Origin of the sequence: Thioalkalivibrio sp. ALE19 (assembly GCF_000428605.1) — a bacterium.
In the GTDB taxonomy this organism is placed as follows: Bacteria; Pseudomonadota; Gammaproteobacteria; order Ectothiorhodospirales; family Ectothiorhodospiraceae; genus Thioalkalivibrio.
This window is the reverse complement of sequence record NZ_AUAG01000012.1, coordinates 33964-60677: the sequence shown is the minus strand read 5'-3', so window position 1 is coordinate 60677 and position 26714 is coordinate 33964. Positions and strand designations below refer to the sequence as shown.

At 61.3% G+C, this 26714-nt stretch carries 22 protein-coding genes; 16 read left to right on the top strand and 6 right to left on the bottom strand.

What is annotated here, in order from left to right; translation table 11 throughout:
• Positions 1–12 precede the first annotated feature (12 nt).
• Genes F787_RS0106380 through F787_RS0106370 form a run of 3 tightly spaced genes read left to right on the top strand, consistent with a single transcriptional unit; the run spans position 13 to position 4836 of the window.
• Positions 13–927, top strand: a complete 915-nt coding sequence (locus tag F787_RS0106380) for an NAD(P)-dependent oxidoreductase (protein WP_019022878.1) — start codon at positions 13–15, stop codon at positions 925–927.
• A complete protein-coding gene (locus F787_RS0106375; RefSeq protein WP_028491669.1) occupies positions 924–3281 on the top strand; it encodes a glycosyltransferase in 2358 nt (785 codons plus the stop codon). The genes F787_RS0106380 and F787_RS0106375 overlap by 4 nt, the downstream gene beginning before the upstream one ends.
• Positions 3274–4836, top strand: a complete 1563-nt coding sequence (locus F787_RS0106370) for a methyltransferase (protein WP_028491668.1) — start codon at positions 3274–3276, stop codon at positions 4834–4836. The genes F787_RS0106375 and F787_RS0106370 overlap by 8 nt, the downstream gene beginning before the upstream one ends.
• A 93-nt stretch (positions 4837–4929) precedes the next feature.
• On the opposite strand, the gene F787_RS15560 is transcribed toward F787_RS0106370, so the two are convergent.
• The 5 genes from F787_RS15560 to F787_RS0106350 all read right to left on the bottom strand — a co-directional run bounded on the left by F787_RS15560 (position 4930) and on the right by F787_RS0106350 (position 12857).
• A complete protein-coding gene (locus tag F787_RS15560; RefSeq protein WP_019022875.1) occupies positions 4930–5460 on the bottom strand; it encodes a porin family protein in 531 nt (176 codons plus the stop codon).
• Positions 5461–5733: 273 nt separating this feature from the next.
• Positions 5734–7797: a DEAD/DEAH box helicase gene (locus F787_RS15555; protein ID WP_051246060.1), complete on the bottom strand. Its 2064-nt coding sequence runs from the start codon at positions 7795–7797 to the stop codon at positions 5734–5736.
• A 106-nt stretch (positions 7798–7903) separates the two neighbouring features.
• Positions 7904–10393, bottom strand: coding sequence for a DNA gyrase subunit A (gyrA, locus tag F787_RS0106355; RefSeq protein WP_028491667.1), 2490 nt, complete (start codon positions 10391–10393; stop codon positions 7904–7906).
• 47 nt (positions 10394–10440) lie between these two features.
• The gene (locus F787_RS16390; protein WP_196801923.1) at positions 10441–10914 is read right to left on the bottom strand and encodes a hypothetical protein; all 474 of its coding nucleotides are present in this window, start codon (positions 10912–10914) and stop codon (positions 10441–10443) included.
• A gap of 2 nt (positions 10915–10916) precedes the next feature.
• Complete coding sequence (locus F787_RS0106350) at positions 10917–12857, bottom strand: type IIA DNA topoisomerase subunit B (RefSeq protein WP_028491666.1); 1941 nt, start codon at positions 12855–12857, stop codon at positions 10917–10919.
• A gap of 206 nt (positions 12858–13063) precedes the next feature.
• Between F787_RS0106350 and F787_RS0106345 the strand changes: the two genes are divergently transcribed.
• The 4 genes from F787_RS0106345 to F787_RS15550 all read left to right on the top strand — a co-directional run bounded on the left by F787_RS0106345 (position 13064) and on the right by F787_RS15550 (position 14974).
• A complete protein-coding gene (locus F787_RS0106345; RefSeq protein WP_028491665.1) occupies positions 13064–13366 on the top strand; it encodes a hypothetical protein in 303 nt (100 codons plus the stop codon).
• 243 nt (positions 13367–13609) lie between these two features.
• Positions 13610–13768, top strand: a complete 159-nt coding sequence (locus F787_RS16765; RefSeq protein ID WP_019022956.1) for a hypothetical protein — start codon at positions 13610–13612, stop codon at positions 13766–13768.
• Positions 13769–13948: 180 nt separating this feature from the next.
• Entirely contained in the window at positions 13949–14173 is a 225-nt protein-coding gene (locus tag F787_RS16760) for a hypothetical protein (protein ID WP_155989594.1), read from the top strand.
• A 129-nt stretch (positions 14174–14302) separates the two neighbouring features.
• Positions 14303–14974, top strand: coding sequence for a restriction endonuclease (locus F787_RS15550; protein WP_051246057.1), 672 nt, complete (start codon positions 14303–14305; stop codon positions 14972–14974).
• Here the strand turns inward: F787_RS15550 and F787_RS0106325 are convergent.
• Positions 14971–15690, bottom strand: coding sequence for an AcaB family transcriptional regulator (locus F787_RS0106325; protein WP_028491663.1), 720 nt, complete (start codon positions 15688–15690; stop codon positions 14971–14973). The two genes, F787_RS15550 and F787_RS0106325, sit on opposite strands and share 4 nt — an antisense overlap.
• Positions 15691–16235: 545 nt before the next feature.
• Between F787_RS0106325 and F787_RS0106315 the strand changes: the two genes are divergently transcribed.
• From F787_RS0106315 to F787_RS0106275, 9 genes are all read left to right on the top strand, one after another.
• On the top strand, positions 16236–16427 hold the full coding sequence (locus F787_RS0106315) for a hypothetical protein (RefSeq protein ID WP_028491662.1): 192 nt from the start codon (positions 16236–16238) through the stop codon (positions 16425–16427).
• Between the two features lie 129 nt (positions 16428–16556).
• Positions 16557–16760, top strand: coding sequence for a hypothetical protein (locus tag F787_RS0106310; RefSeq protein WP_028491661.1), 204 nt, complete (start codon positions 16557–16559; stop codon positions 16758–16760).
• 126 nt (positions 16761–16886) lie between these two features.
• Positions 16887–17888, top strand: coding sequence for a hypothetical protein (locus F787_RS0106305; protein ID WP_028491660.1), 1002 nt, complete (start codon positions 16887–16889; stop codon positions 17886–17888).
• Positions 17889–17892: 4 nt separating this feature from the next.
• Entirely contained in the window at positions 17893–18495 is a 603-nt protein-coding gene (locus F787_RS0106300) for a hypothetical protein (RefSeq protein WP_028491659.1), read from the top strand.
• A gap of 22 nt (positions 18496–18517) precedes the next feature.
• Positions 18518–20965: a hybrid sensor histidine kinase/response regulator gene (locus F787_RS0106295; protein ID WP_028491658.1), complete on the top strand. Its 2448-nt coding sequence runs from the start codon at positions 18518–18520 to the stop codon at positions 20963–20965.
• Entirely contained in the window at positions 20955–21623 is a 669-nt protein-coding gene (locus F787_RS0106290) for a LuxR C-terminal-related transcriptional regulator (protein ID WP_028491657.1), read from the top strand. The genes F787_RS0106295 and F787_RS0106290 overlap by 11 nt, the downstream gene beginning before the upstream one ends.
• A 552-nt stretch (positions 21624–22175) precedes the next feature.
• Entirely contained in the window at positions 22176–24569 is a 2394-nt protein-coding gene (locus tag F787_RS0106285; RefSeq protein WP_231373409.1) for a S8 family serine peptidase, read from the top strand.
• Positions 24569–24859 (top strand): hypothetical protein, encoded by a 291-nt coding sequence (locus F787_RS0106280; RefSeq protein WP_231373408.1) that lies wholly within the window; start codon positions 24569–24571, stop codon positions 24857–24859. The genes F787_RS0106285 and F787_RS0106280 overlap by 1 nt, the downstream gene beginning before the upstream one ends.
• Positions 24856–26697: a DHH family phosphoesterase gene (locus F787_RS0106275; RefSeq protein ID WP_155989593.1), complete on the top strand. Its 1842-nt coding sequence runs from the start codon at positions 24856–24858 to the stop codon at positions 26695–26697. Before F787_RS0106280 ends, F787_RS0106275 begins: the two co-directional genes overlap by 4 nt.
• Positions 26698–26714 lie beyond the last annotated feature (17 nt).

Here is a 26714-nt window from a genome sequence, read left to right as displayed (position 1 = left end):
ACGATCCCGTCGATGACCCGAAAAATTCTTGTGACGGGATCCTCCGGGCTGGTGGGGACGGCGGTTACCGCGGCTCTTCGCGTGCGGGGGATCGAGACCGTGCCATTCGACATCCGGGCAGCCGGAGAGGCCCACCGCGACGTCCGGAACCCGAATCAGGTGCGCCAGGTGATACCTCGTATCGACGGGGTTGTTCACCTGGCGGCGGTTTCGCGTGTGATCTGGGGCGAGCAGGATCCGGAAGGCTGTTGGGAAACGAACGTCGGTGGGCTGCAGAACGTCCTCGATGGGATCACTGAGGCTGGACATAGGCCCTGGATGATCTTTGCCAGCAGTCGGGAGGTGTACGGCCAACCAAGTCGTCTGCCAGCCACGGAGGGGAGCCCGAAAGCGCCGGTCAACGTCTACGGTCGCGCCAAAGTTCGCGGTGAAGAACTAATTGAGAACGCCCGCACCGCAGGACTGCGTGCCTGCACGGTTCGCCTGTCCAACGTATTCGGATCGAACACGGATCACGCCGACCGCGTAGTACCGGCATTCGCCCGGGCCGCGGCCATGGGTGAGACGCTACGGGTTGACGGAGCGGATCAGACGTTCGACTTCACGCATGTCGAGGACGTCACCCGAGGCATCACAACCCTGGCAGAGATGCTTGCCGATGGAGAGACACCCCCTCCGCCGATCCATCTGGTGACCGGCCGGCCAACCACGCTCGGTGAGCTGGCCGAGCTCGCGATCCGATTGGGACGGTCGGGTTCAAGCATCCGATACGCACCGCCACGCGACTTTGATGTCGCGCAGTTCTTTGGAGCGCCGGATCGGGCTCGATCCCTGTTGGGATGGAGGCCATCCGTATCCGTGGAGGAGGGTATGACTCGGTTGATCCATGCGTTCGAATTCGATCAGGCGGAAGAGGTGGAACCGTGAAGGTTCTGAAGGTGATCCACGGTTATCCCATGCGGTACAACGCCGGCTCCGAAGTTTACAGCCAGGCGTTGTGCCAGGGGCTGGCGGGCCGGAACGAGGTCGAGGTATTCACGCGGGAGGAAGACCCGTTTGCCCCGGACTTTGCCATGCGAATGGAGCCGGATGCGGACGACCCGCGGATCACCGTGAACGTGGTCAACAACCCCCGGATGCGGGACCGCTATCGGGTCGAGGGGATGGACCGGCAATTCGCCGAGGTCCTGGATCGTTTCGATCCCGAGATCGTCCATGTCGGCCACCTGAACCACCTTTCCACCTCGCTGCTGCAGGAGGCCGCACGACGGGGTATCCCGATCGTGTTCACGCTGCACGACTACTGGCTCATGTGCCCGCGTGGTCAGTTCATGCAGATGTTTCCCAAGGACCCCGGCGATCCGTGGGCAGTGTGCGACGGCCAGGACGACCGAAAATGCGCCGAACGCTGCTATGCGCGCTACTTCAGTGGAGCGCCGGACGAGTACGAAGCCGACGTCGGATACTGGACCGACTGGGTGAACCGGCGGATGGCGCATGTCCGGGGCATGGTCGACCTTGTCGATGTCTTCATCGCGCCGTCGCGGTACCTGCGGGATCGCTTTCGGGATGAATTCGGGATTCCGGCGCACAAGCTGGTGTACCTGGACTACGGGTTCGACCGTAGCCGACTGGCTGGGCGCCGTCGTGTCCAGGGGGAACCGTTCACCTTCGGCTACATCGGTACCCACATCCCCGCCAAGGGGGTGCAGGACCTGATTCGGGCTTTCGGGATGCTGGAGGGCAATGCCCGGCTTCGTATCTGGGGGCGACCCCGTGGGCAGGACACTGAATCCCTGCAGCGCATCGCAAACACCCTGCCGGCGGAAGTTGCCGGGCGGATCGAATGGTTCCACGAATATCGGAATCAGGCCATCGTTCGAGAGGTATTCGATCATTGCGACGCGATCGTGGTCCCGTCGGTCTGGGTCGAGAATTCACCGCTGGTGATCCACGAGGCGCAGCAGGCCCGTGTACCGGTCGTGACCGCCGATGCCGGAGGTATGGCGGAATATGTTCACCACGAGGCCAACGGACTGCTGTTCGAGCACCGTTCCATCGACTCGCTCGCCACGCAGATGCAGCGGCTGGCGGACCATCCCGAATGGGCAACCCGCCTCGGGGCGCGGGGCTATCTCAACGATGAAACGGGCAACGTGCCCTCGATGGAAGACCATGTAAGGGAGGTGGAGTCGATTTACGGGTCTGTGCTTGAGCGATCCTCGTCCGCTCGGGTCGAGCATCGGAAGGGGCCCTGGCGGATCACGTTCGACGCGAACCCGGATACCTGCAACCTCCAGTGCATCATGTGCGAGGAGCATTCGGTGTACAGCCCGCTTCAGGAGCTTCGTCGGCAGAAGCGCCGTCCGCACCGACTAATGCCGTTCGACATGATCGAGCGCGTGGTCGCGGAAGCCGCACCGCACGGGCTCCGCGAGATCATCCCCTCCACGATGGGGGAGCCGCTGCTGTATAAGGAGTTCGAAGACATCCTGGATCTCTGTCGTCGCTACGGCGTCCAGATGAACCTGACCACGAACGGAACGTTCCCCGGGATGGGGGCCTCGGCCTGGGCCGAGCGGATCGTCCCGGTGACCTCGGACGTGAAGATTTCCTGGAATGGGGCTACCCGGGCGACGCAGGAAAACATCATGGCGGGCATCCGTTGGGAGCAGGCCATCGAGAACGTGCGTGCCTTCATCGCGGTGCGGGACCGGCAGGCGGCCGAGGGTGGTAACCGTTGCCGCGTCACGTTCCAGATGACATTCCTCGAAGACAACGTGGACGAGCTCGCGGATATCGTGAACCTGGCGATCGACCTGGGGGTGGATCGTGTGAAGGGTCACCATCTCTGGGCGCACTTCCCGGAGATCGAGGAACAGTCCATGCGGCGCGGACCGGAGGCCATCGAGCGATGGAACCGGGCCGTGCATAAGGCGCGGGGCGTGGCTTCGAGACGGCGGTTGCCGAACGGTCAGCCGATCCTTCTGGAGAACATCGACGTACTGGATGACACAGCCACGGAGGATCTGGCGCCCGGTGGGCCGTGCCCCTTTCTCGGGCAGGAAGCATGGGTGAGTGCCGCCGGGCGTTTCGATCCATGCTGCGCTCCGGATGCGCAGCGCCGGACTCTGGGGGAATTAGGGAACCTCCACGAACAGGGCATCATGGAAATATGGAACGGCGATGCCTACCGCGAACTGGAGCGAACCTACCATCACCGATCCCTCTGCCGCGGATGCAACATGCGAACGACTGAGGGGAACGAGCGAAATGGATAACGGCGCGCACCTTCGGGTTTCGGACTGCGGCACGCATCATGTCGATGATGATGGACGGCCGGCGTACGCACGCCGGTTCGTGCGCGTGTTCGGGTTCTATGAAGGACGGGCGGCGGTCGCGGCCCGGGACGGATGGTTTCACATTACCCCGGAAGGCTGGGAGGCCTACGAGGCGCGTCACGCCTGGTGCGGAAACTTTCAGGAAGGGCGATGCACCGTGCGCGAAAAGGATGGCACTTACCGGCACATCGACCCCAGAGGAGTCCCGGTCTACCCGGAACGGTGGCGCTATGCCGGAGACTTCAGCGAAGGGTTTGCCGTGGTCCAGGCGGGCGACGGACATTCCACGCATATCGATGCCGAAGGGAAGTTCGTCCATGACCGCCGGTTCCCGGACCTGGACGTGTTCCACAAAGGGTATGCGCGGGCCCGCGACGGCGACGGGTGGATGCATATTGATGGATCGGGCGCCCCCATTTACGAGCGGCGTTTCCAGACCGTCGAGCCGTTCTATAACGGGCAGGCCCGCGTGGAACGCTTTGATGGGGCGCTGGAGGTGATCGACGAAACCGGCGTGGCAACAACCACGTTGCGCCCGCCGCGGCGTTCGGAGCTGGCGGCATTATCCGAAGACCTTGTGGGGTTCTGGCGAACCCAGACGCTCGGGGCCGCGGTCCGACTCGGGGTGTTCGAGGCGCTGCCGGACTCGGAAGCGGCGATCGCCGAGCGGTGCGGACTGACCCCGGAAGGAACCCAGCGGTTGCTTCGGTCACTGGGGGAGCTGGCGGTCGTGACTCGGTATATGGGTCGATGGGAGTTGACGGCGCGCGGGGTCTTGCTGCAGAAGGATCACCACCTGACGCTGGCGGACGCGGCGCTGGAATATGCGGGACCGTTCGCCCGAATGTGGGAAACCCTGCCGGACGCTCTTCGGAGCAATTCCGGATGGAAGCCGCCCGACATCTTCGCGGATGTTGCGAAAGACAGCGAACGTTGCGCCGGCCATCATCGAATGCTGCGCAGCTACGCGCGACACGACTATGCCCAAGTCGCATCGGCTCTGGATCTGCAGGGAACGGAATGCGTCGTGGATGCGGGGGGAGGTGTCGGGGTCCTGGCCCAGCGGCTCGTGGACGCATACCCACAGCTCGAGGTGACGGTGCTGGATCGTCCGGAGGTGGTGGCAATGGGGGAAGCATCAGGCCCTCGGGTGCATTGGCACGGCGCCGATCTTTTCGATGTCTGGGGTGTTCGGGGCGATGCGGTCATTCTCGCGCGGGTTTTGCACGACTGGGACGATTCGGATGCCATCCGGATTCTGAAGCAGGCGCGTACGGCGCTTCCCCGAGGAGGGAAGGTTTATCTGGTGGAAATGCTGCTTGAGGAAGGTGGTTTGGCGGGCGGACTGTGCGACCTGCACCTGCTGATGGCGACCGGTGGGCGGGAACGTTCCCTGGGACAATACGGGCGGCTTCTGGAAGAGGCAGGGTTCATTCAATCCGCTGCTCGAAGGCTCTCATCCCTCTCATCCATTGTTGAGGGAGTTGCTCAATGAGCTTGTGTGCAAGTACGCAAGGAAAAGCAGTGCGCAAAAAAAAGGCCGCCCATCGGGCGGCCTTTTTCGTTGCGTCGGCGTTCTGATCGAGAGTCAGAAGTGGTAGTTCATGCCGACCGAAATGGCGTCCACGTCATAGTCGCTCTCGTCCATGTAGCGCATCCACTCGACGCTCAGGCCGAGGTCATTGGCGACATTGAATTCCGCTCCCACGCCATAGGAAGGACCAGTATCGTCGTCGGTTACCGAAACGCCCCCGCCCGATGCGGTCGCTTCAGCATGCGTAACACCTGCCATTCCATACAGTGAAACGACATTTGAAACGGGCAGGTTACCTCGGGCATAGCCGCCGATCATATAGTCCAGTTCGACATCGACACCGTTGTCGGTATCGTCACTGAGACCGGTGCCGGCGCGACCTTCGACGGCGAAGTATTCATTGAAGAAGTAGCCGCCGCGTGCCACCAGCGCATCCGGGTTCCAGCTGCCACTGACACCTGAAACGTCGGCGTCGAGGTGCGAATACTGCCCACCCACGTAGGGAGTACCGGCGGACGGCTGCGCCAGCGCCAGGGCCGGGGCCAGAAAGCCGAACGAAACCAGGGCGAGAGCTGTTTTGCGCATACAGTGATCCTTGCGTCTGTTGGTGAAAGGAAAGCCCGAAAAAAGGAGGGGCCTGTTTTGACAACCACAAAACCTACAAGGGAGGGAGTTTTGCAGCGACACGGAGGCCAGGCCCCTCCTTTTTCGGGCTTACTGAAAGCACCAGGAAGGAAGCAAAGATGGACTTGACGAAGTGAACGCGAGGAGACAGGAGACTCACACAAGGTCCGTCTTGCCAGTTCCTTCCTGATGACGTGAACAGGATGGTCCAGCATTTGGGCCGTGTCAACCGTGTTAATGAAACTGGAGAATTTCGTAAAACTTCATCCGGTCGTCTTCGCTTCGTGGTGGTTTCTGGCGATAATTGACGTACGCGGGTGGCTGGAAATGAATATCGGGTGACCGGAGGTCTTCCGGTTTTTGGACGTCGCCACCACCAATGCAGTTTTCCACGAAATCACGCCACGCCCGTTGAGCCGCTGGATTGCTCCAGTGCGGACTCAGCCAGATTTTGATTCGCGTGGGCTCGGGTTCAACCAGTCTGGGTGTTGGGTCCTCTTCTTCTTCATCGGGAGGCGGAGTTTCCAGATAAGGGAGTTCCCGCACACGGCAGTCGAGCGTTACGCACGAAACCCCCTTCTTCGTCTGCGTCACTTGCCAGGTCATGGCTTCCACCGTACCTCGGCGTTCGGTGTAAAGGACGTCTTTCGAAGCCGCCGCCGACGGACGGATTGCCCCCATAGTGGCGGTCAGCGGCTCGGTACAGTGCGTGCAAAAGGCATCATAGGCGGAATTGAGTTCGCCGCAGGCCGGGCATTCCTTGGACAGCCATCGGTGCGTGCAGCGACGGAGAAGACCGGTTTCGTCCGATGGAACATAACCCTGGCACTGCTGGCCGTGGTGCCCCGCCAGCTGCTCCCCCTTGTGGTTCACTACCGGTTCTTGTTTTCCCACGGTGTAGAGATAACCGTATTCATCCGCTTCGAGGCTGGTTGGGAGCGCGGCTTTGATGAACGCGTTGACGTGGTCACACTGCGGGCAGCGCACGAGCAGTTTTTCCCGATCGACGGAGTGCCCGGGTCGGGCCGCCTGAATGTCCGGGGCGAACGGATCCCCGCTGCCGCTGAAACGCGACAGGTTGTTGGCATAATCGAGAATCAGGCAATGCGTTTTCCCTGTTTTGGGGGACAGTCGCATACCTCGTCCAAGGATCTGCTGAAAAAGCGAAACGGAATCGGTTGCCCGCAGTATCGCGATCATATCGACGTGTTCCACATCGAAGCCGGTGGTCAGAACACTGACATTGATCAGGTAGCGCAGTTTGTGACGTTTCCGGAACTTCTCCAGAGAGTTCTTTCGCTCGGTGTCATCCGTATGGTGAGTAATCAGGGCCGCCTGTCGCTGGCCTTCCTTCGTTTCGTGAAAGATATCCAGGATCATTTGGGCATGATCGACATTGTGAGCGAAGATCAGGCATGAGTGATAACCCTGCGTCTTCATCTTCCTTTTGATGTCCTGAACGATCCTCTTTGTCGTCTTGCGCGCCCCGGTGCTGGTGAAAACCTTCTTCTCGGACTCGGAGGTCCATTTGAGCGTCTTGTCGCGGCGGAGTTGGCTGGTGTCGTACTGGTCGACGATATCGCCGAAAACCGGCGGGACGATATAACCCCGGTCGATCAGGTAGTGGGGCGAAACGGAGTAGACGAGTGTGGAGAACCAGGGGTCGCGACAGTACATATCGCTCAGCGTAATACCCTTGGTCGCGTCATGGCGGTAAATGTAGCCTTCGCCGAGACGGTAGGGCGTCGCCGTTACGCCAACGACTCGGAGCTGGGGGTTTTTTTCGCGGATCGCCTCGATAATCCGTAGCACCATCGGAGACAGGCGATGGCACTCATCCAGGAATACGCCCGCGAAATCGTATTCGAGGATTTCCTGAAGCCGATCCTTGGAGTTGATGGTTTCCGGATTCGCGAAGATGAAATCCTCGCCATGATCCCGGTATCCCGCGCCCGCACAGAAGATGCTCGCCGGATACCCGTAGTGGACCATCTTCTCCTGGTTTTGTTCGACCAGTTCCGAGCCGGGTGCAATGAGAAGGATCTTTTTCCGGACCCCGGAGTTCTTGAGCGCCATTTCCTGAAGCGCCGCGGCGAGGCCGGCCAGGACATGGCTTTTGCCGGCACCCGTCGGAAGCTGAAGAAGGATGGGCTCCTTGGATTTTCGAAGGTGGTCCGCCCCCGCAAGAATCGCCTGACCCTGATAATCACGCAGGCCGTCGAACGTGTGTTCGAGCAGGCGCAATACCGCCGAAACCGTTTCGGGGGGATGGGTGCGTTTAGAGGCAGCCTGAGACATGCCAGCGTCCTTGCTTGCTGCAAAGCGAATCTTAAAAAGTGTATCACCGCTCTCTAAAAAAACGGGAGCCCGAAGGCTCCCGTTATGGTCAGCGGGTTTGAGGCGATCAGTCTTCGTTGGAGGAAAGACTGCCATCTTCAGTCGCTGGGACCGCCAGGAGGTTCGTCACCGAGCCCTGGCGGATGATCGAGGATCCGGCCGTTGCACGACCGTTCTTCGGGACGGCGGATCCCGCTACGCGATTGGCGCCGCCTTCGTCCGTGAACAGGACCACGTCGACACCGGGGCCGATCACCGCTGCGGCGACCATTTCCCCCGACTTCTTGTTCGGGGCGTGCGCCGTGACCCCCTGACCGCCCCGGCTCTGCAGGCGGAAATCGGTCAGTGGTGTCGCCTTGCCAACCCCCTTGCGGGTGACCACCATCAGGTGCGAGGTGTCCAGTGAATCCTGGTGGACGATCTCGGCGGACAGCACGGATTCCCCGTCCTTGAGTCGGATGCCGCGCACCCCCTGGCTGGTTCGACCGATGGCCCGGGCCTCGTCCAGCGGATAGCGGATGGCGCGAGACCCGCTGGCGGTCATCACGATCTCCTCGGATTCGGGATCGGACGAGATCCGGGCGCAGACGATGCGATCGTCATCGTTCAGCCGAATACCCTGGACGCCACCACGGCGTTTCGCCCCGGAGAACGCGGACAGCGCCGTGCGCTTCACATACCCCCCAGCGGTGAAGATCACGAGGCTGGCCTGCTCGCTGTCGAGGTCGGGGACCGTCAGCATTGCGACAACATCGCCCTCAAGGCCCTCATAGATGTTTCGATAATGTCGGCCCCGGTTCCCCAGTCCGGTGTCAGGCACGTCGTAGGCCTTCACCGCATGGACCTGGCCCTGATCGGTCAGCGCAAGCAGGTAGTCGTGGGAATTGCCGGAGTGGAACGTCGTCACGACATCATCATCGTCCAGGGCGATGATCGAGCGCCCTTTCGTCCCGCGATTCTGACGGCTCATTGCATCGGCGGGCAGGCGTTTGAGGTAACCGTTACGCGTACCAATCAGCATCACCTGCTCCTCGGGGATCAGGTCCGCAGCCGAAACTTTCGAAAGCGAGTTGTCGATCTCGCTTCCGCGTGCGGTTGCGTGCTGATCGGAGAGATTCAGCAGTTCGTCCCGCATGATCGAGGTCTGGCGCTCGGGGCGGGCGAGGATGTCGCGCAGATCCTCGACCTTGGCGGTCAGGTCCCCGTGCTCGTCCCGAATGTCCTGGATCTGCATGCCGGTCAGGCGCTGCAGTTTCAGATCGAGAATCGCCTGTGCCTGCGTCGCATCAATCGACAGCAGTTGTTCCAGAGCCCCGCGCGCCTCTTCGGTATCCTTGCTGCCCCGGATCGTGGCGATCGTTTCGTCCAGACGATCCAGAGCGGCCAGGTAGCCTTCGAGGATGTGGAGGCGTTCCAGTGCGCGGTCCAGATCGTACTGGGTCCGCCGCTGGATGACCTCGATGCGGTGGGCGCGGAAGTGCTCGAAGACATCGCGGATGCCCAGCTGCACCGGCCGCTGGCCGTCGAGCGCCATCACGTTGTAGGAAACCGAGACCTCGAGACTGGTCATGGCAACCAGCTGGATCGCGATCAGATCCGGCTCGTGTCCGGCCTTCGTGTCCAGCACGATGCGGATGCCCTTTTTCGAGGATTCGTCGCGCATATCCGCAACGCCCTCGATCTCCTTCTCCTTCACCAGATTGGCGATCTGCTCAACCAGCTTCGCCTTGCTCGTGGCATACGGGATCTCGGTAATGACGAGGCGTTTCGCACCCCGCGACCGTTCTTCAGTGTGCCAGCGCGAGCGCAGCTTGACCTGACCCCGGCCGGTTTCCAACGCCTGAATGTATCCGTCGAGGCCGTGAACGATGCCCCCGGTGGGGAAATCCGGGCCGGGCATGTGTTCCACGATTTCGCGGGTACTGATTTCCGGGTTATCCAGCCAAGCCAGAAAGGCGTTCGCGGTTTCGGCCAGGTTGTGCGGCGGGATGGAGGTGGCGAGACCGACCGCGATCCCTTCCGTCCCGTTGACCCAGAGGTTCGGGTAGGAGACCGGCAGGACCTCCGGCTCGCGTTCGGAACCGTCGAAGTTGTCGCGGAAGTCCACGGTGTTCTTGCCAATGTCGGCAAACATCTTCGCGCCCATCTTCGACAGGCGCATCTCGGTGTAACGCATCGCGGCCGCGTTGTCGCCGTCGATGGAACCGAAATTGCCCTGGCCGTCGATCAGTGGATGTCGCATGGCCCACGGCTGCGCCATGCGGACGGCGGCGCCATAGGCGGCCGAGTCCCCGTGGGGGTGGTACTTACCAATCACCTCGCCGACGACGCGGGCCGACTTCTTGTGAGCGGATCCCGGCATGATATTCAGCTCGTTCATCGCGTACAGGATCCGGCGATGAACCGGTTTCAGCCCGTCCCGGGCATCGGGCAGGGCGCGGTCGGTGATGACCGACAGCGAATAGTCGAGGAAGGCGTCCTGCATGATCTCCCGGGCCGGGAGATGGATCGCCTCATTGGGCTCACTCGGTTCGGTGGTTGTGGTTTCGTCCGTCATAGATCGGCTCCTTCCTGTTCAGATTTGGGGGTAGCGGGCAAGCCCGCTCAGTCGCAGCCACGTCCCACGCGGCCGCTGTTATTGGAATCGGTAAACCGTCGCCAGTGCCGCCAGCCCTGGGGGCAATGGAACCCCCATTCCCGGACCTTCGGGCCGGTCAGGAACAGGCTGATCACGGGGGCGTCCACCGCCTCCAGTCGATGGGGTGCGCTCGACCGACGAAAGGCACGACGCCCCGGTGTCATCAGGCGTGTGCCGTGCGGCATGTGCTCACGATAAGTGCCTGAAAGAATCCAGCTAAAAGACGCCCAGGGGTGGTCGTGCAATGCCCTATCTTCGTCGCTCTTCTGGACACAGTGCAGATAGATGTTGCACAGCCGGTTGCGAGGGATGACGTACCAGCGAAGCAGGTAGTCATCCCCGATCACGAAGTCCGGTGGTCGGCGCTCCATGTACCGGCGAGCCCAGCGTTCCAGGCGCCGGGTGAGCCAGCCGGGGCGTTGTTCGGTCGAGCGCGCCACGATCAAACGTCCAGACGGGCCTGTTCCGCCCGCTCCTCGATGAATGCCCGGCGTGGCGGGACTTCCGAGCCCATCAGCATTTCAAAAATGGGATCGTCGGCTTCACGTCCGCCCTCCGGGTCATATTCGACGCGCCCGATGCGCCGGGTCTCCGGATCCATCGCGGCCTCCCAGAGCTGCTCGGGGTTCATTTCGCCCAGACCCTTGAACCGCTGGACCGACCACGCATCCGGCTTGTCCTGCTGCGCCAGAAACTCCTCCAGCGCCTGGTCATCCTTCAGGTAGTAGGAGGTCTTGCCTTTGCGTACGCGGTACAGCGGCGGCAGCGCGACATAGACGTGGCCGTTCTCGATCAGATCCGGCGCGTAGACGTGGAAGAACGTCAGCACCAGGGTTGCGATGTGGTTTCCGTCCGAGTCCGCGTCCGCAAGGATGATGATCTTGTGGTAGCGCAGCTTGTCGATGTCAAAATCGGACTTGGGGCCGCAACCCAGCGCCAGCACCAGGTTCTTCACCTCATCGGACTTGATGATCCGTGCCGGATCGGCCCGATAGGTGTTCAGGATCTTGCCCTTGAGCGGGAGAATCGCCTGAAACTCCCGGTCCCGGCCCTGCTTGGCCGAGCCGCCCGCGGAGTCCCCCTCCACGATGAACAGTTCCGATTTCGAAGGATCCTGCTCCTGGCAGTCCGCCAGCTTGCCGGGCAGGGCGGTGGCACTGATCGCGCTTTTGCGATTGACCACCAGATCCCGGGCCTTGTCCGCCGCTTCACGAGCCTTCTGCGCGAGTTTCGCCCGTTCCACGATGGCCTTGGCAACCTGCGGGTTTTCCTCGAACTGGCGGTCGATCATGTCGCGCACGGCACGGGAGACGACCCCTTCGATCGGCGGATTCTTCAGCTTCTCCTTCGTCTGGCCGGCGAACGTCGGATTGCCGAGACGAACCGCCACCGCGCCTACGAGCCCCGCCTGCACATCGTCGCTGGAGAGCGACTGATTGCCCCGCAGCAGATTGTTGTTCTGCGCATACTGGTTCACGGCTCGGGTGACCGATTTGCGCAGGCCGGTGATGTGGGTGCCTTCCGAAGTCGGGATGATGTTGGCGAACCCGGTCAGCACGCCGGATTTGTCGTGCCAGCGCAGTGCCACGGAAACTTCGATGTCGCCTTCCCCTTCGACCGTTTCCTGGTTCTGCGTGGTCAGGGTGTCGGTCAGGGCCTCCCCGCTTTTGCCCGCCAGGTCGTCCAGGATTTCGGCGAAAGCATCGAAGCAGTATTCGACCGTGCGTTCCGGCTCTTCGTCCGTGGCTTCAGCGTGCAGGGACAGACGCAGCCCCGGCGCCAGGTAGGCGGTCTGCTTCAGTCGGTCGGCCACCACGTCGAATTCGATGGAGGCATCCTCATCGAAATACCGCATGTCCGGCCAGAAACGGATCGTTGATCCCGTGTCCCGCTTCTTGTACTCCTGAATATCCGGAGCTTCAGGCTCCCCACCGTGCAGGAAACGCTGGTGGTAACGCTTGCCATCGCGGCGAATGTCCATCGTGAACTCCCGCGACAGCGCATTCGTCACCGCGGAACCAACGCCGTGAAGGCCACCCGAGAACTTGTAGGCCTCGTTATCGAACTTTCCGCCCGCATGGAGCGTGGTAACGAGCAGGGCGGCGGCGTGCATCCCCTTCTCCGGATGCATATCGATGGGGATGCCACGGCCATTGTCCGCGACCGAGAACGATCCGTCGGCGTGGAACGTGGTGGTGATGTGGTCACCGTGCCCGCCGATCGCCTCGTCCACGGCGTTGTCGATGATCTCGTAGAGGATGTGGCGGAGGCCGCCCGAGTCGGTCCCGCCGATATACATGCCGGGGCGCTTACGAACCGGCTCCAGCCCTTCAAGTACCTGGATCGAGCTGGCGTCGTACACCGTGTCAGCTACGTCTGCCATATTCATTCCTTTGTCGTCGGTTGTGCGTATGGAATGGCGAAGCGACCGAAGCCGCAACCGAAATTTTCCCAGTTCCGCCCGGGATGATACGACATCAACGCACCGACGCAATTTCTTCAGCAGAGAAATTTCGCGTGCGAAAAAATCGCGTAGAGGGGGGTCGGTACGGTAGAAAGGAAGTCGCCATCCAACGAAGGAGAAGCGAAATGGCGAAAGAGCCGACGACCATCGAAGTGGAACGCGAAGACCTGCGCATGATGGAACGCGCCCTGGCAAGGTACGCGCAGGAATGGCAGTTCACGATGGAAAACGAAAGCCTCTACCGAACCGAAGAACACGTCCGCGAAATGCGGCGCTTCGTCCGCGACATCGAGGATCTGAGGAAGCGCCTCGACCGTGCGCTGGAACCGCGCGAGCGGCGCTGGTTCGGGTTGCGCCCGAAGCGGGAGAATCGCCGGCTACGCGAGCGCGGCGCAGAAAATCGAGCCGTCGATATCGCGGCGGATTGACGATAACGGGGTGGGCGATCTATGGTGAAGGTAACCCTTCCCGGGGTGACAGGGATGCGGCATGGACCGCCCACTCCGCCTCGCACCACCGCGAGGCAGGCCGAAAAGGCCTCTCCTCTGCAGCCCATTGGCTGCCTCCGAACGCAGGGCCAGTGCGCCCTCATTCACGCAAATGACCAGTCACGAATCGCCGGGTGCGTGTGCGTGCGCGGCGGGAATGGACCCATGCAGGAGAGGTGCGATATGGACAAGGATGCACGAAAGATTCAGTGGCCCGAGCCCTGGCTTCCGCCCATCAATCTGCTGAACGCGCCGCGTCAGCCCGGAATGGAGGCGAACTATCGGGATCGACACACCACGGCCATTGAGGCGGCGCGCGCCCGCGGACGCCGCTCTCAGTAGCCAGACCAGGCATAAACCTTCCTCGGGTCGACAGAGGCGAGTTTGGGGTCTCGTTAAAAACTTTTCCGATGCCAAAGACTCTTGAGCGAGTATTTCGTGTCGGAAGTGGGCAACAGCCCATAACGCCGACTCTGATGGAGTCGGGGATGTTTAATTGCTTTCTAAAGGGGAAAGTGAACGATGAAAAAATCGTTGATGAAAAAGGTGGTGAGTGCCTTGGAGAAGGCCGAAGGGGCCTTCAATAAGGCCGCAGCGTCGTGCATGAGCACGACGGAGAAACTAGCGGAAGGGGGTAGTAAATCTACCCAAGATTCCGCTTTTGAGCGGGCCATGAATGCCAAGCCCGCAACTCCTGCCGGAAAGAAGGGGTTAATGTACCCCCATGAAGATTCATCCAACGATTAACCACAGGCCGCTCACCGGAGCGGCCAACAACGCCGCCCTTCGGGGCGGCTTTTTTATGGGCAAAAGAAATTGCGTAACAGAAGAAAGATGGAAGAATGGGAGGCAAGGAGTAAAACAGAGAACAAGATAATGAACAAAGACAAGGTGGCCAATATCGCGGTACGGGTGCTAACCCGATTGGGGCGATGGGTGGATCGTTTCGCGGACTGGCTGGTGGATGTCACTCCAAAGCCCTCCGGCGACGGGGAGGAGACCCGAGATCGCTCGAGAGAAAACGGGGAGAGTGAAACGGAGCGCCCGCGCGTCGAAACCACTTCGGGCGAACGATTCGCGGCCGGCCGTCGAGAAGGTGAACGCTGGCGGATCCCGCAGTCGCGCAAGGTCCTGGACCGGATCACCGAGATCGCGGACGAAGGGCAGTGGGGACGCGCCCTGGCGTACCTGCGCAAGGTGGACCCGCTGGTGTTCGAAGAGATCCTGCTGACGGCCTTTGAGCGGCAGGGCTACCGCATCGAGCGCAATGAGCGGTACTCCGGGGACGGAGGCATCGACGGCCGCGTGATGATCGGCGGGCGCTTCTGGCTGATCCAGGCGAAGCGGTATGCCAGCGCCATCCGGCCGGAGCACGTTCAGGAGTTTGCGGACGTATGCCGGCGTCAGGAGCGAAACGGGCTGTTCATCCATACCGGACGAACGGGCCCGAATTCGCAGCGGCTGTTCGAGAGCGCCCCGGATCTTCACCTGCTGTCCGGGCGGAAACTGATCGATTTTCTCGTGGACCGGGACGGCCCCGGGGTTTAGACGACCAGCGGGCCGGTCCACGCCTCGCCGGTCGGCAGTTCGAGGATCTCGCGTGGGAGCTCACCCATGACCTGGGTGGCATCCTGCGCGGCGATGTCGTTCCCACGCACGTTTTCACGCGTCACCTGACAGTCCCGATAAGAGGCGAACGTTGCCATGACCCGGCGGCCGATGCGCGAAATCGTCCGGCGCTCCTGGGCGAAGGTGTCCCACGACATCATCTGCTGATCCCGCAGAAACAGGCAGGCGGATGCGTACAGATCGATGTCATCGATCAACGAGGCACTGGCGACCGCGGTGGGCGTGCGAACCTTCACCTCGTATTCCTTCACGTCCACCGGCATCGGGAAGGTCTGGATGTCGAACCCGAGTTCCTGAAGGTGCTCCCGCATGTAGTTGAAGCTCGTCTCCAGGGAGTTTCGGGCGCGTTCCAGTTCCTTTCGGAAAAGCTGCAGATACCAGGCGGCCCAGGGATCATCCGCGAGCGCCTGATCCCAGACCGGGCGAGCCATGGACTCGTGCATGAACAGGCCGATGATGGGTGGTCGCTGATTGCCGTCATCATCGACGTAGGGCGGACGCCCCTCGACCAGTGAGCGCCCGATTCGGGTATGAATGGGGAGGGTGAAGTGTTCTCCCCAGCGGCGATCGTCGGGGAGGCGGTTGTCCGTCTTTTCTTCCTTGGGGGTTTCGGTTACTGCGTTGGCGTCCGTCATGGTCGCACCTCCGGTAAAAAAGGGCCGGCAGGCCCGTCGTTGGAAATGCCTCCTACGGTAAACGATCTCGCGCCGAATGAGGAAGCCCTGGCGGGGTGCTGCCGGCAAAGAGAACCGATCCGAATCGGTTGAAGGAAGAGTTGCAAGCGTTGAAGGAATTGCGATAGGGTCAGAGGTGAAATCCTGCCACCGGGTATATGGGGACAGTTCGGGGTTCTGTGCAAAAACCTTCGATCAGGCCATAGTTTCTCGCGCGAAACTATCGCCTGTTTCCACCCACCGGGTGCTCTGTGCCCGGTGCATGGAGTGCCCGTTTTTTCGGAGGACTCCATGAAGACATATTCTCTCCGTCATGTGCCGGACAAGATCCGGCGCATGACGGTAAAGGAATTCCGGAGCCGGTATGGCGAGAATGCTCGCCTCCGGCTCCGGAAGTACGCCCAGGCCAGCTCTATCGAGCTGGTCTGGGAATAAACAACCCCCGCGGGGCATCACTTCCCCGCGTGGGGAGGTGGTGCCCCTTTTTAATTTTTAAGGAGGCACCAATGAACAACCAACTGATCGCCGAGCTGAAAAACGATCCTGAAATCCGCGAAACGTTCGCGGAGCAGGATCAATCCGTATGGGTCCATCAGGCCGACATGCTCGGCCTGTTGGACCTTGAGGATTTCATCTCCTCGCAAGAGGAGATGAAATCTCAAATCCGTCAGGTTCTCCGGAATCACGGAGACATCTGACGGGGCTGAGGGCGCGCTTGCGCCCTCTCCTTGGAGGGAATGGTTATCCGTTTCCTCCACGGAGGGGGCGCAGGCAAACCCAAAGCCTGTCCCTCCCGATCAACCTTTTAACGGAACGGGAGAGACATCATGCGGATCAACGGCGAACTGTTGGAGTCTTCGGAAGTGCGTGCGACCTTCGTTTCGGTCTCGCCCGAACGCTGGCTGCACGCCGCGGAAGTGACCGGCCTGGTCGACAGCACGGAGAAACTGGACGAGCAAGGTGTCCAGGAGATCGAGCGTCAGATATGGCGCCGTGTGAGCCAGGCGCTGCGCAACCACGGAGATTGCTGATACGACCGCAGGGCGGCCCGAACATCGGGTCGCCCTTTTTTGTGCCTGAAATCCGGCGCCCGAAAAAATTGCGAGATCGATCCGATTGCGTATCGTGGGTCCCATCAGGCATTCAGGAGAAAGAGATTGGGAACGGACAAATACGACCATGATTTCATGCGCCGAATCCGCCAGGACATCCAGGCGGCTGCGCGCGCGGCCAGGGTCGCCGCGAGCGACAGGAACTACCAGCATGCCTATCACAGCGAACTGCGCCGCGAGCCCTTGCGGGCGGACATGGTCGCGGTGAGCGCCAAGGGCATGGTGATCACACCCGCCTGGATCTTCCAGGATCAGGGGCGATTCATCCCCATGTGGCACCCGAGCGAGACCAACCTGTTCATCGGGGAAGATGGGCTGATCGAATACCTGCTGGTCGTCCAGGTCCCGGAAAGCGAACCACACGTCTTCGAGGCGGAATCGATCCCGAACACGCTGTTCTACAAGCCGGTGAAGGACGAAGACGGACTGGCTGTGGAGGCGATCATGGCCCAGCACAACCGTCTCCCGCAGTCCGAAGAGAACCCGGATCCGAACGGTCAGGCGATCGATCAGACCCGCATGAACCTCGAGGGCTGGTTCGCCGAGCAGAGCGTCGGAATGCTGCTGGCGCTGGCGGACACGGGGTGGGGGCGCCGCGGCCTGCTCCCGGAAGTGCGCCAGAGCATGGAGGCCTACTGCGAACGCGAGGGCTACGACATCACACCCTGGCGGCGTCAGGCGGCCCTTGGTGAGCCCGTGCGCATCAACCCCGAACCGGAAAAGATTCTCGGTTGGTTGCACCGCAATCGCCCGGGGGTCTACGTCGCGATCGTGATGATGGGGTTCATCAAGGATATCCATCCGGTGTCGCTGGCCTACCGCATGGACCCCCATCTGCGTGAAGCCCTGCGGATGTACGATCCGGAATACGACTTCGAGGGCGATACCGACAAGGCCAAGGAGTATCTGGGGAATCTGGCGCGCGAAGTGCTGGACTGGTTGCCGGAGGAAAGCCTGCGGCCGATGACCGACGGACCGGTGCCGCTGCACCGTTGCGACGAAGCCTACGACGGGCAGAACGTCACCCGTCTTTTTGGGAAGGAGTGAGGGCATGAAAAGTTTCAAAGACAAGACGAATGACGAGGTGTGGGAGGACATCCTGTGCGTGGATCCTCAAGAACGGGAATCTGCCAAAAAGAGCCGCTGGGTTGCGGGCCTGGGCGCTCTGGCGGCTTCAGTCGCGGCCGCTGCCATTGCTTCTTGGGTGGAATTCCAGGGGGGATGGGGCATCCTGATGGCCGTCGGACTGGCGGCGGCTGTCCTGACCGCATGGATGGTATATGCGGCCATTGAGTCGGATTACATGAAGTTTAATCCGGCAAAGGATCGATTCGAGGAAATCCAGGATCAGGTCGAAGAATCCATATTCGAGATCGCACGAACATACGAAACAAGAGGGGACGACCACGACCTGGAAATTCGGCATTTTAGTTTCCGGGTGAGCCCGCCCGACGATCCCGAATCCAACGGGGTGATCACCACCGAAGCCTGCATCCGCACCTCGAGCGATCAGGACCGATACATCCGGTTCGAAGCGGAGTTGATGGCGCCTGAAAGGGGTGAAGAGGCGGGGTCGACGCGCTATCGACTCATCAATCGGCGCCGCATGGACGAAGAATACGAGCCGGTAACCGATCTCACCCTGGAAGGGTGATCCGGACGGGGGGAGGGGGCCGATGATCAATCTCCGATGGACTTTCGTGATCGTTCTGCTGGCAGTAATGGCGGCCAATGTCTGGGCTGTCCATGTCGCCATCGATTCCATGGCGCAGGACCGGGCGCACATGGCGGCCAATCAGGCCGCCAATGCGATCCGGGGGGCCGATCCGGCCGACCCGGAATCCATTCGGGATCAACTGGAAGGGGTTGCCGCACCATCGGATGCGTACATACGTGTCCGTTCCGTGGGTGGCGGCGCCATTGCGGCTCCGGGCCACGATGAAAAGCCCGATGCGGTCCGGCAGACGGCGACAGGAACCGCGATCGTGGAGCCGGAAGAGATGGGCGGAGAGGCGACGCCGGACGATTCATCGGTGATCGTGGAAGTCGAACTCGCGGATCGGATGATCGTTACGCAGATTGTCGCGCTGACCTGGATGATGCCGGTGCTGGCGATTCTGGCGTTTCTGGCCTTTGCGATGACCGAAAGGACCCACCGAACCATGGTGGAAGAGGCCACCGGCGCCCTGGACCTGCTGCGCATGGGGAAGAAGGCCGAATCCGATAGCAAAGATCGCGCCCCTTGGTGGCAAATACTGAAGGGGCCGAGCAAAAGCTACGACTCCAGCATGCGTGAGCTGCTGGAAAAAACGATGGATAGCTACCGCTACAACAAGTCCGTCCAGGAAAAAGAGCGCGAAATCCAGAGCCAGAGGAAAGTGCTCGAAGAACAGAAAGTCGAGCACACCTATCGCGTACACGATCTGAAAAGCCGTATCGGAATCGTACACGGGATGGCGAACCATGCCCTGCAGTACCTGCTTCCGGGTCAGCAACGGGGTAAGCCTGACGATCCGAGGATCAACAAGACACTGCGGCAGATCCGGGAGGCCGCCAGGCAGATCCGGGGCATGGTGGAGGAGGATCTGCGCAACGATCTGTCCGCTGAGTCGCCCGTGGAATGGGTGGAGGAAGTGGTTCGAACCCACCAGATCGCGGCCAGATCCCGGGGAATCGTATTGCGGCTGCGTGTGGATGCCGAGGTCCCTGGGAGGATGCCAGGAATCAACGAGCATGCAATCCGTTCGGGTGTCCAGAACCTCCTGGCCAACGCGGTCCGGCATTCGCCGGACGAGGGGCGCATCGACATCGAATTCGCCCGAGACCCCGAAGACCCGAGGTATTGGGCCATCGACGTGATGGATGAAGGTCCTGGAGTCCCGGAAGGGATGGAAGAGCGGATATTCGAGCAGGGTTACACGACGGCTTCACCCGCGGAAACGGGGCATGGGGTTGGCCTGAGTGGGGCCCTGTCGCGCATGCGCGAAGTGAGCGGGGATCTGCAGGTGGTACGGAATCGGCGCCCCAAGGGTGGCGCCTGGTTCCGTATGCGCTGGCCGATCCAAAAAACTGGGGAGACGCGGATCGATCAGGAAGTGCAGCAAGACGTCGGCATCGTTTGCGCCGAAGGGGATTACGCGGAAAAGGCCCGCCGAATGGTGGCGCACGTCGAACGATTGGATGGTGTTCGCGGGCAGGTCCGGCCACAGGTAGAGGCGGATCCATCGATTGCGCTATGGATCGCTGATGCGCAGCTCGCTACCGAGGCGAGCGGTCGTGAGACGGACGTGCTATGGATCAAAAGTGAGCTGGATGGGATTGGCGACACGGAGTTGGTTCGGTGGCCGTTGCTGCAGGAAATCCGGAATGGGATGTCCGGTGTGCTCCGGGACGAAGGCTACGAACCTGGGGATGGGGATATAGTGGACGACCAGCCGGTGTTGCTGTTGGTGGATGACACCCGTGAAAATCTGTCGATGCTCAGGGATCTCGTTCAGCGCCACCTGCGAGCAGAAGACGGGATACGCATCTGGACCGCCGGTTCGGCGGAACAGGCGCGGCGTAGGATCGAAGAGAGCGGAGGGGAAATCAACGCCGCGATCATCGATTATCAGACGCCGGGTGAATCCGGGGTAGACCTGATACGCTGGATCATGAGGGAAAGTGGGCATGACATCGCATGCGCACTGATTACGGCGCATTCGGGCATGGATATCTGGCACGAGGCCGTGGTCGCTGGCGCGCGGAAGACATTCCCGAGGCCGCCGGCGCCGGAAGAACTGCGGAAATTCCTGGTGGAAAATCTTGGTCTGAAGCGCGAAGACCCACAGGATGAAGCGGGAAGGTATTTGCTCGACCCCCAGCCCGCGGATTCCGAAGAAGCTCGACGTCAGGTTGAGATACGAAAAAGGATCGTGGAGCGTTTGTCGGAAGCCATCACCGCGATCGATGCTCGAGACGAAGCGGGGATGGACCGAGCCCTGCATACGGTGGGCGGAATGATTGATATGCACACCGGAGAAGGCAGCGAAATGATCGAAGAGGCCGAGAAATTGGTGCGCGAAGAAGACTACGAGCAGGCAAGTATCCGGGTACAGCGGGTAAAGGAGACGTATGAGCGGTAGTCGTCCGGTGAAGGTGTACGTCATCGAGGATGAAGAGTTGCTCCTCGAGAGCATCACGGGAGCACTGCAGTCAGGATTATCGGAATGGTTCGGCGAAGAAGACTGCGTAGTGGAAGGCTATAAGCGCCTGGCGGATTATTATTGCGACCATCCAGTGCCGGATGATGGAGAAGTAAGGATCGTGGTTCTTGACCTGTTCCTGGACGGAAATGAGAACGGGTTTGCGGCGCTCCGGGATCCTGTGTTTCGGGGGTTGGCCGACTACATCATCGGCGTATCGAGGATGTCCGAAAGACCCCAGCTGCGTTATATGCTTAAAAAGGAGCTCCTGGATGCATTCATCGCGAAAAAGAGCGGGACGGTCAGTGAGATCGTGAAAGCGGTCGTGACATTGGGCAATGGCGGCGACTACCGCAACGAAGTGATGGTCGAGGCGCTGGAATCCGAAGAAGAGGACCCGGTGGCGAGGTTGTCGGAAAAACAGATCGAAATCCTGGTGGATCTCGATCACGGAAAAACAGTGAAGCAGATTGCCATAGACATGGGGATAGGGGACAAGGCGGTCTATCGACACCGTGACCGGGCGTATGAGCGGATCGGTACGACACGCTGGTCGGAAATACGGCGGCTGCTCACCATCCATGGGTATATCGCTTGAGCGCATGAGGGGGGAGAAAATTCGACACAGCCCAGGGGTAGGCAACGCGCCAGGGCGCCAGTAGGCTAGTCACCGTACTCGACGGATCGGGCCACGGACGGACACCACGGAGGGTGTAGACCGGGAGGAGCTCGGCGGCACATCAGGAGGATGTGCGGACCAGGATGGTCGATGGCGTCCATGGATGACGCCGCCACGGAGTGGCAGTCGGACGGAGCCGACGATGGATATAGACCATCAGGATGATGTGTCGCCCCGCGCCACGGAGGCATGCCCATACGGATAGGGGATAGGGGCCGAGGTCAGGGCACACTGGACCTCATGCGGGCATCGAGATGGATCAAGATGCCATGGAGCCCGACGGACCGGGACCGCCGCCACGTATGGCTGCGAGGGTACGGATGCTCGATGTAGATGCGCTGGGAGCGCGGAAGCCAGTCCACCATTACGGTGGGCTGGCTTTTTTTTTGGAAATCGCTCCGAAAAAATTGCGTCGACGATCGAATTTGGCACGATGGCATCGTTGCATGAGAAAAAAGGAGAGAACGAACGATGGAAAAAGAGATTTATCGAACCCAGCCGACGCTGATGGCCGTCGCCGTGTCGACCGCAATCCTGGCACTGTCCGGCTGCGCGAGTAGCGGGGGGAGCAGCAGTAACGGGGGCGGTGGAAACGATGACCAGGGTGACGAGGTTGGCGAGCAATGGCCGGCCGAGCCGCAGGGCTTCGTAGCCAGCCGGGACTTTGGCGATGTCGACGAAGAATACGACGACCTGGATGAAGAGGATGTCGCCGATGTTCAGGTGACCGTAGTGGACGACTACATCCGGAAGTCCCATAAGGATTTCGAAGGGCAGCTGGTAGAGGAAGGCGACGGCAATCCGGATCATATCGTTCAGGATGACGATGCAGTGAGCGACTGGGATTTTGTCGACGGAGATGCGTATGACCATGGAACGCCGGTCGCGTCCCTGATTGCCGGTCGTAAATACGGTGTCTCGGGGGATGCGACCCTTCACCTCGTGGATCGTTATGACGAAGAAGGCCAGTTGGGAAGGAACGTGCGTGGCGGCATCAAAGCCGGGGCAGAGGCAGGCTCGGATGTGATCAATGTGAGTTTCGGCCCCGCGCCGGATGCGGATGAGGATGGGAATCCGGTAGGGCCGCTGGACAAAGGCGTTCTCGCTGACAGGGTGGCCGATGATGTCATCGAAAATGATGTTGTCGTAGTGGAAAGCGCAGGAAATGCTGGCATCCAGAGAAAGATCGGGGATCTGGAGGATGAAGAGCTACTGAACCACATTGTACTGGTGGGGGGTGTCGGGTATGACGGCCAGCGGCACCCGCAAAGTAATTATCCCGGGGATGACGAAAGGACCCAGGATCGATGGATCGTCGCGGATTACCATGCTGGAGAAGCCGCCAGCGGAAGAGGGGACGAAGGAACCACGCGGTTCTCCGGCACGTCCGTTGCGGCACCGGTTATCTCGGGGAAGATCGCGACCTTGATCTCGGTATGGCCCCATCTCGGCGTGGAAGAAGAGGGGGATGATCACGCGACGCCCCTTCTGGCGGCCCAGCGGCTGCTGGACACGGCGGATTGCTCCGAGGGAAGCACGGGCTACGAGTCCGAAACCAAGTGCAATGAGGAGCTGGGGCAAGGAATTGCTGACCTGGAGGCGGCAATGGCGCCGGAAGGGGAAGTCAAGATTGTCGCGGCGGGAGCGGTCGAAAGCGATGGCGCGAGTGATGACGCTGATGAAGGCACAGCTCAGGCCCAAAGCGTGACCGACACGTATGCGTCCTGGTCGCACGCCTTCGGGAATGGGCTCCCGGCCGACAGTGAACTTTTCGAGGGCGCAGTCGGCTTTGATGAACTGGGTCGGGATTATGCGGTTGATCTGAGCGGTGCCCACCGCGGCAATTCACTGCAGGCCGATGTGATGCGTCAGCGGATGCAATCGCATCTTTCGAACGCAGGGGTCGGTGGTGGTGAAATGGTGGAAATTGCCGAAGGTATTCGGATGGATGCACGGCATACCGACTCGGGTGAATTGCTCACCGGTCGTTTCGACATGGACTTCGGCGGTACCCGCGTGTCCGCGTTCGGCTTCCAGGGTGGAGAAGAAAACCCGATGGAGACCGTGCTGGAGGGGGTGGATACCGCCATGCTGTCCAGCACCACGCCGCAGTTCACCCACAGTCTGGACGACGTGGCCGGTGTCACCGCTGAGGTCGGCCTGACGGAAATGTTCAGCGTCAGCGCGGAATACTGGTCCGGGCGCTCGGACGAAGATCCGGCCGAGCGGGTGCTGAGTGAGGACACCGTGGGTCTGTCGGATTACGGCGTGGACCGCCAGGACATCGCCCTGCACATGCAGGCCACGGACGAGCTGCGGCTGTCGCTGGGTCAGGGAATGCTGCGTGAGGACAACGGCATGCTGGGCTCTCGTGGCTATGGTGCGCTGAACCTGGGTGACGAGCACGAGCTGCATGTCACCAGTCTCGGGGCGGAATATGCCGTGTCGGATCGACTGAGCGTGACGGGTCAGTACGAGTACGGCCAGGGCCGTATGGACGGCGGTGCCGGCATGATCCGCTCCATCGACAACCTGCGCACCGAACAGGCCACTCTGGGCGTGGCGTGGGACGGCGATGACCATCAGGTCGCGTTCATGGCGAACCAGCCGATGCGGGTCACCGGCGGGGAAATCCAGGCGAGCGTACCGGTCGGCCGAACCGTGGACGGTGAGGTGGTTCGCGAGGACCGCACCGCCAGCATTGGCACCGAAGGTCGGCAGATGGACATCGAGCTGGGCTACAGCTTCATGCCCGACCGTGACAGCCGCTTCAACGCGAACCTGCTGTACATGGACCAGCCGAACCATGACCCGAACGCCTCGGGTGAATGGGCCGGTGCCGTGACCTACGCGGTGCGGTTCTGATGGCGGCTCGATACGCCATGACCCTCATGGTGGCCCTCGCGGGGGCCACCATGCTTTCCGCCTGTGCCGGCGGCGGTCAGGCCGGGGTCGGAACCCACGAATCGAAGGCCGGCGACTCGGAGCCCAGCGTTCGCTATGTCCCGATTGGCCGGGACGAGGGCGGGTGCATGCAGTATCGCCCGGAACCACTGAAAGAAGACGTCGCGGTGCCGGCGGCGATCTTCTTCTGGGATGGCGAGGGTTACACCACCAACCGTGATCGGTGCATACCGGAGGAGCCGAAACCGTGAGCGAGGCCGTGAAAAAAGGGTGGATCAGCGATCGACCGGAGCCCCGGGTGCGACAACGCCGGGTGGATGCGACCACCGAGCTCAAGGCACGCGATGAAATGGGGCTGACGGAAATCCAGGCGCGAGTGCTCGCCGGCCGGCTGGCGGTCCCCGAACATCAGAGTCTGGAGCCGATCGTTTCGCCCACGTTGCGGCATCTGTCCGATCCGACGGGGTTGCCCGACATCGAGACGGGCGCGCGCCGCCTGGTGGAAGCCGTTCGCGCAGGGGAAACCATTGCCCTGGTGTGCGACCACGACGTGGACGGTGTCACGAGCATGGCGGTCCTTTATCGCGGGATCGTCGATGTGCTGGGTGGTGACGCATCGTGCCTGGCACCGTTCATCGGTCATCGGCTGAAGGAAGGCTATGGGCTGTCCGATGCCCTCGTGGACCGGATGCTGGAAGACGCGAGCCCGAGCCTCGTGGTGACAGCGGATCACGGGAGCGCGGACGAACCGCGCATTCGGCGGCTGGCGGAACAGGGCATCGAGACCATCGTGACGGATCACCACGCGATCCCGGAGGACGGGATCCCGGCGTCCGCGGTGGCCTGCATTACGCCCACCCGCGAAGACAGCCGATACGGAGATCCGGCCATTGCCGGGTGCATGGTGGCCTGGCTGCTGATCGCGCAGGCGGGGCGGATGCTGGATCTCGATGAAGAGTCGATGAAGCAGACGCGTCAGGCTCGCGACCGGCTGCTGGATTTCGTGGCACTGGGAACCGTCGCGGATTGCGTGAGCCTGGGCGAGAGCGTGAACAACCGGGCCGTGGTGCGCGCCGGTCTCCGCCGAATGAACGAAGCGGAGCCCCGTCCGTGCTGGGCGGTCGCGCGAGAACGGCTTGCGCAGGGTCAGCGCGATCTCGATGAACAGAGCCTCGCCTTCGACATCGGGCCCCGGATCAATGCCCGCGGTCGTCTTGATGAAGCGATGGCCGGTGTGCGTTTTCTGCTTTCCGGGAACGACCGGACGGCGACGAAATGGTGGGAAGCCATCCAGGAAGAGAACGAGAACCGCAAAGCGATCGAGCGGGACCTGAAGGTGACGGCGCTGGAACAGGCCAGTGAGCGTTATGCGGAAGGGGCGTCCGGTTTGGCAATCTGGTTGTCCGAAGGGCACCCGGGCGTGCATGGGATCGTTGCATCGCGTGTCGTGGAGGCGTTCGGGCGCCCCACGGTCTGTCTGTCTCCGGTATATGGCGATCCGGACCGCATTACAGGGTCCGCGCGGGGAATTCCGGGTATCCATATCAAGAGGGTAATGGATGCGGTTGCCACTGCGGCGCCGGGCATGTTGATCAAACATGGGGGGCACCAGGGAGCGGGCGGGCTGACGCTTTACCGAAAGGATTTGTCCCGGTTCCAGCAGTTATGGGATACCGCGTGCCAGACTCAAGCCGAAGCGGTTGGGGTGCGGATGGACCCGGTAATCTGGGTGGATGGCGAGCTTCACCGGCCATCGCTGGAAACTGTCGAGGAACTGCGAGCCATTGCGCCTTTTGGGCGCGGTTTTGAAGGTGCGCAATTCAGGATGAAAGCCAAAGTTCGAGGCATGCGTGCGGTTGGAGACAAGACGCACTTTCAGGTTACGCTTCAGGGGTCATCGGGTGTATTCCGCGGGATCTGGTTCAATGCAGTGACCCCGGAAAAGGCGGGCTTTGCGCCCGTGGAGGAAGGCCGGTGGTACGAGTGGGTGTATGCATTGGGCGTTAATGATTTTTCCCCAAAAAAGACCAATGAGTGTAATCGAGACCTTCAGCTTGTGATCCGGCATGTTGTTCGGGCGGATTCATGAAACAGGTGGGTTAATAA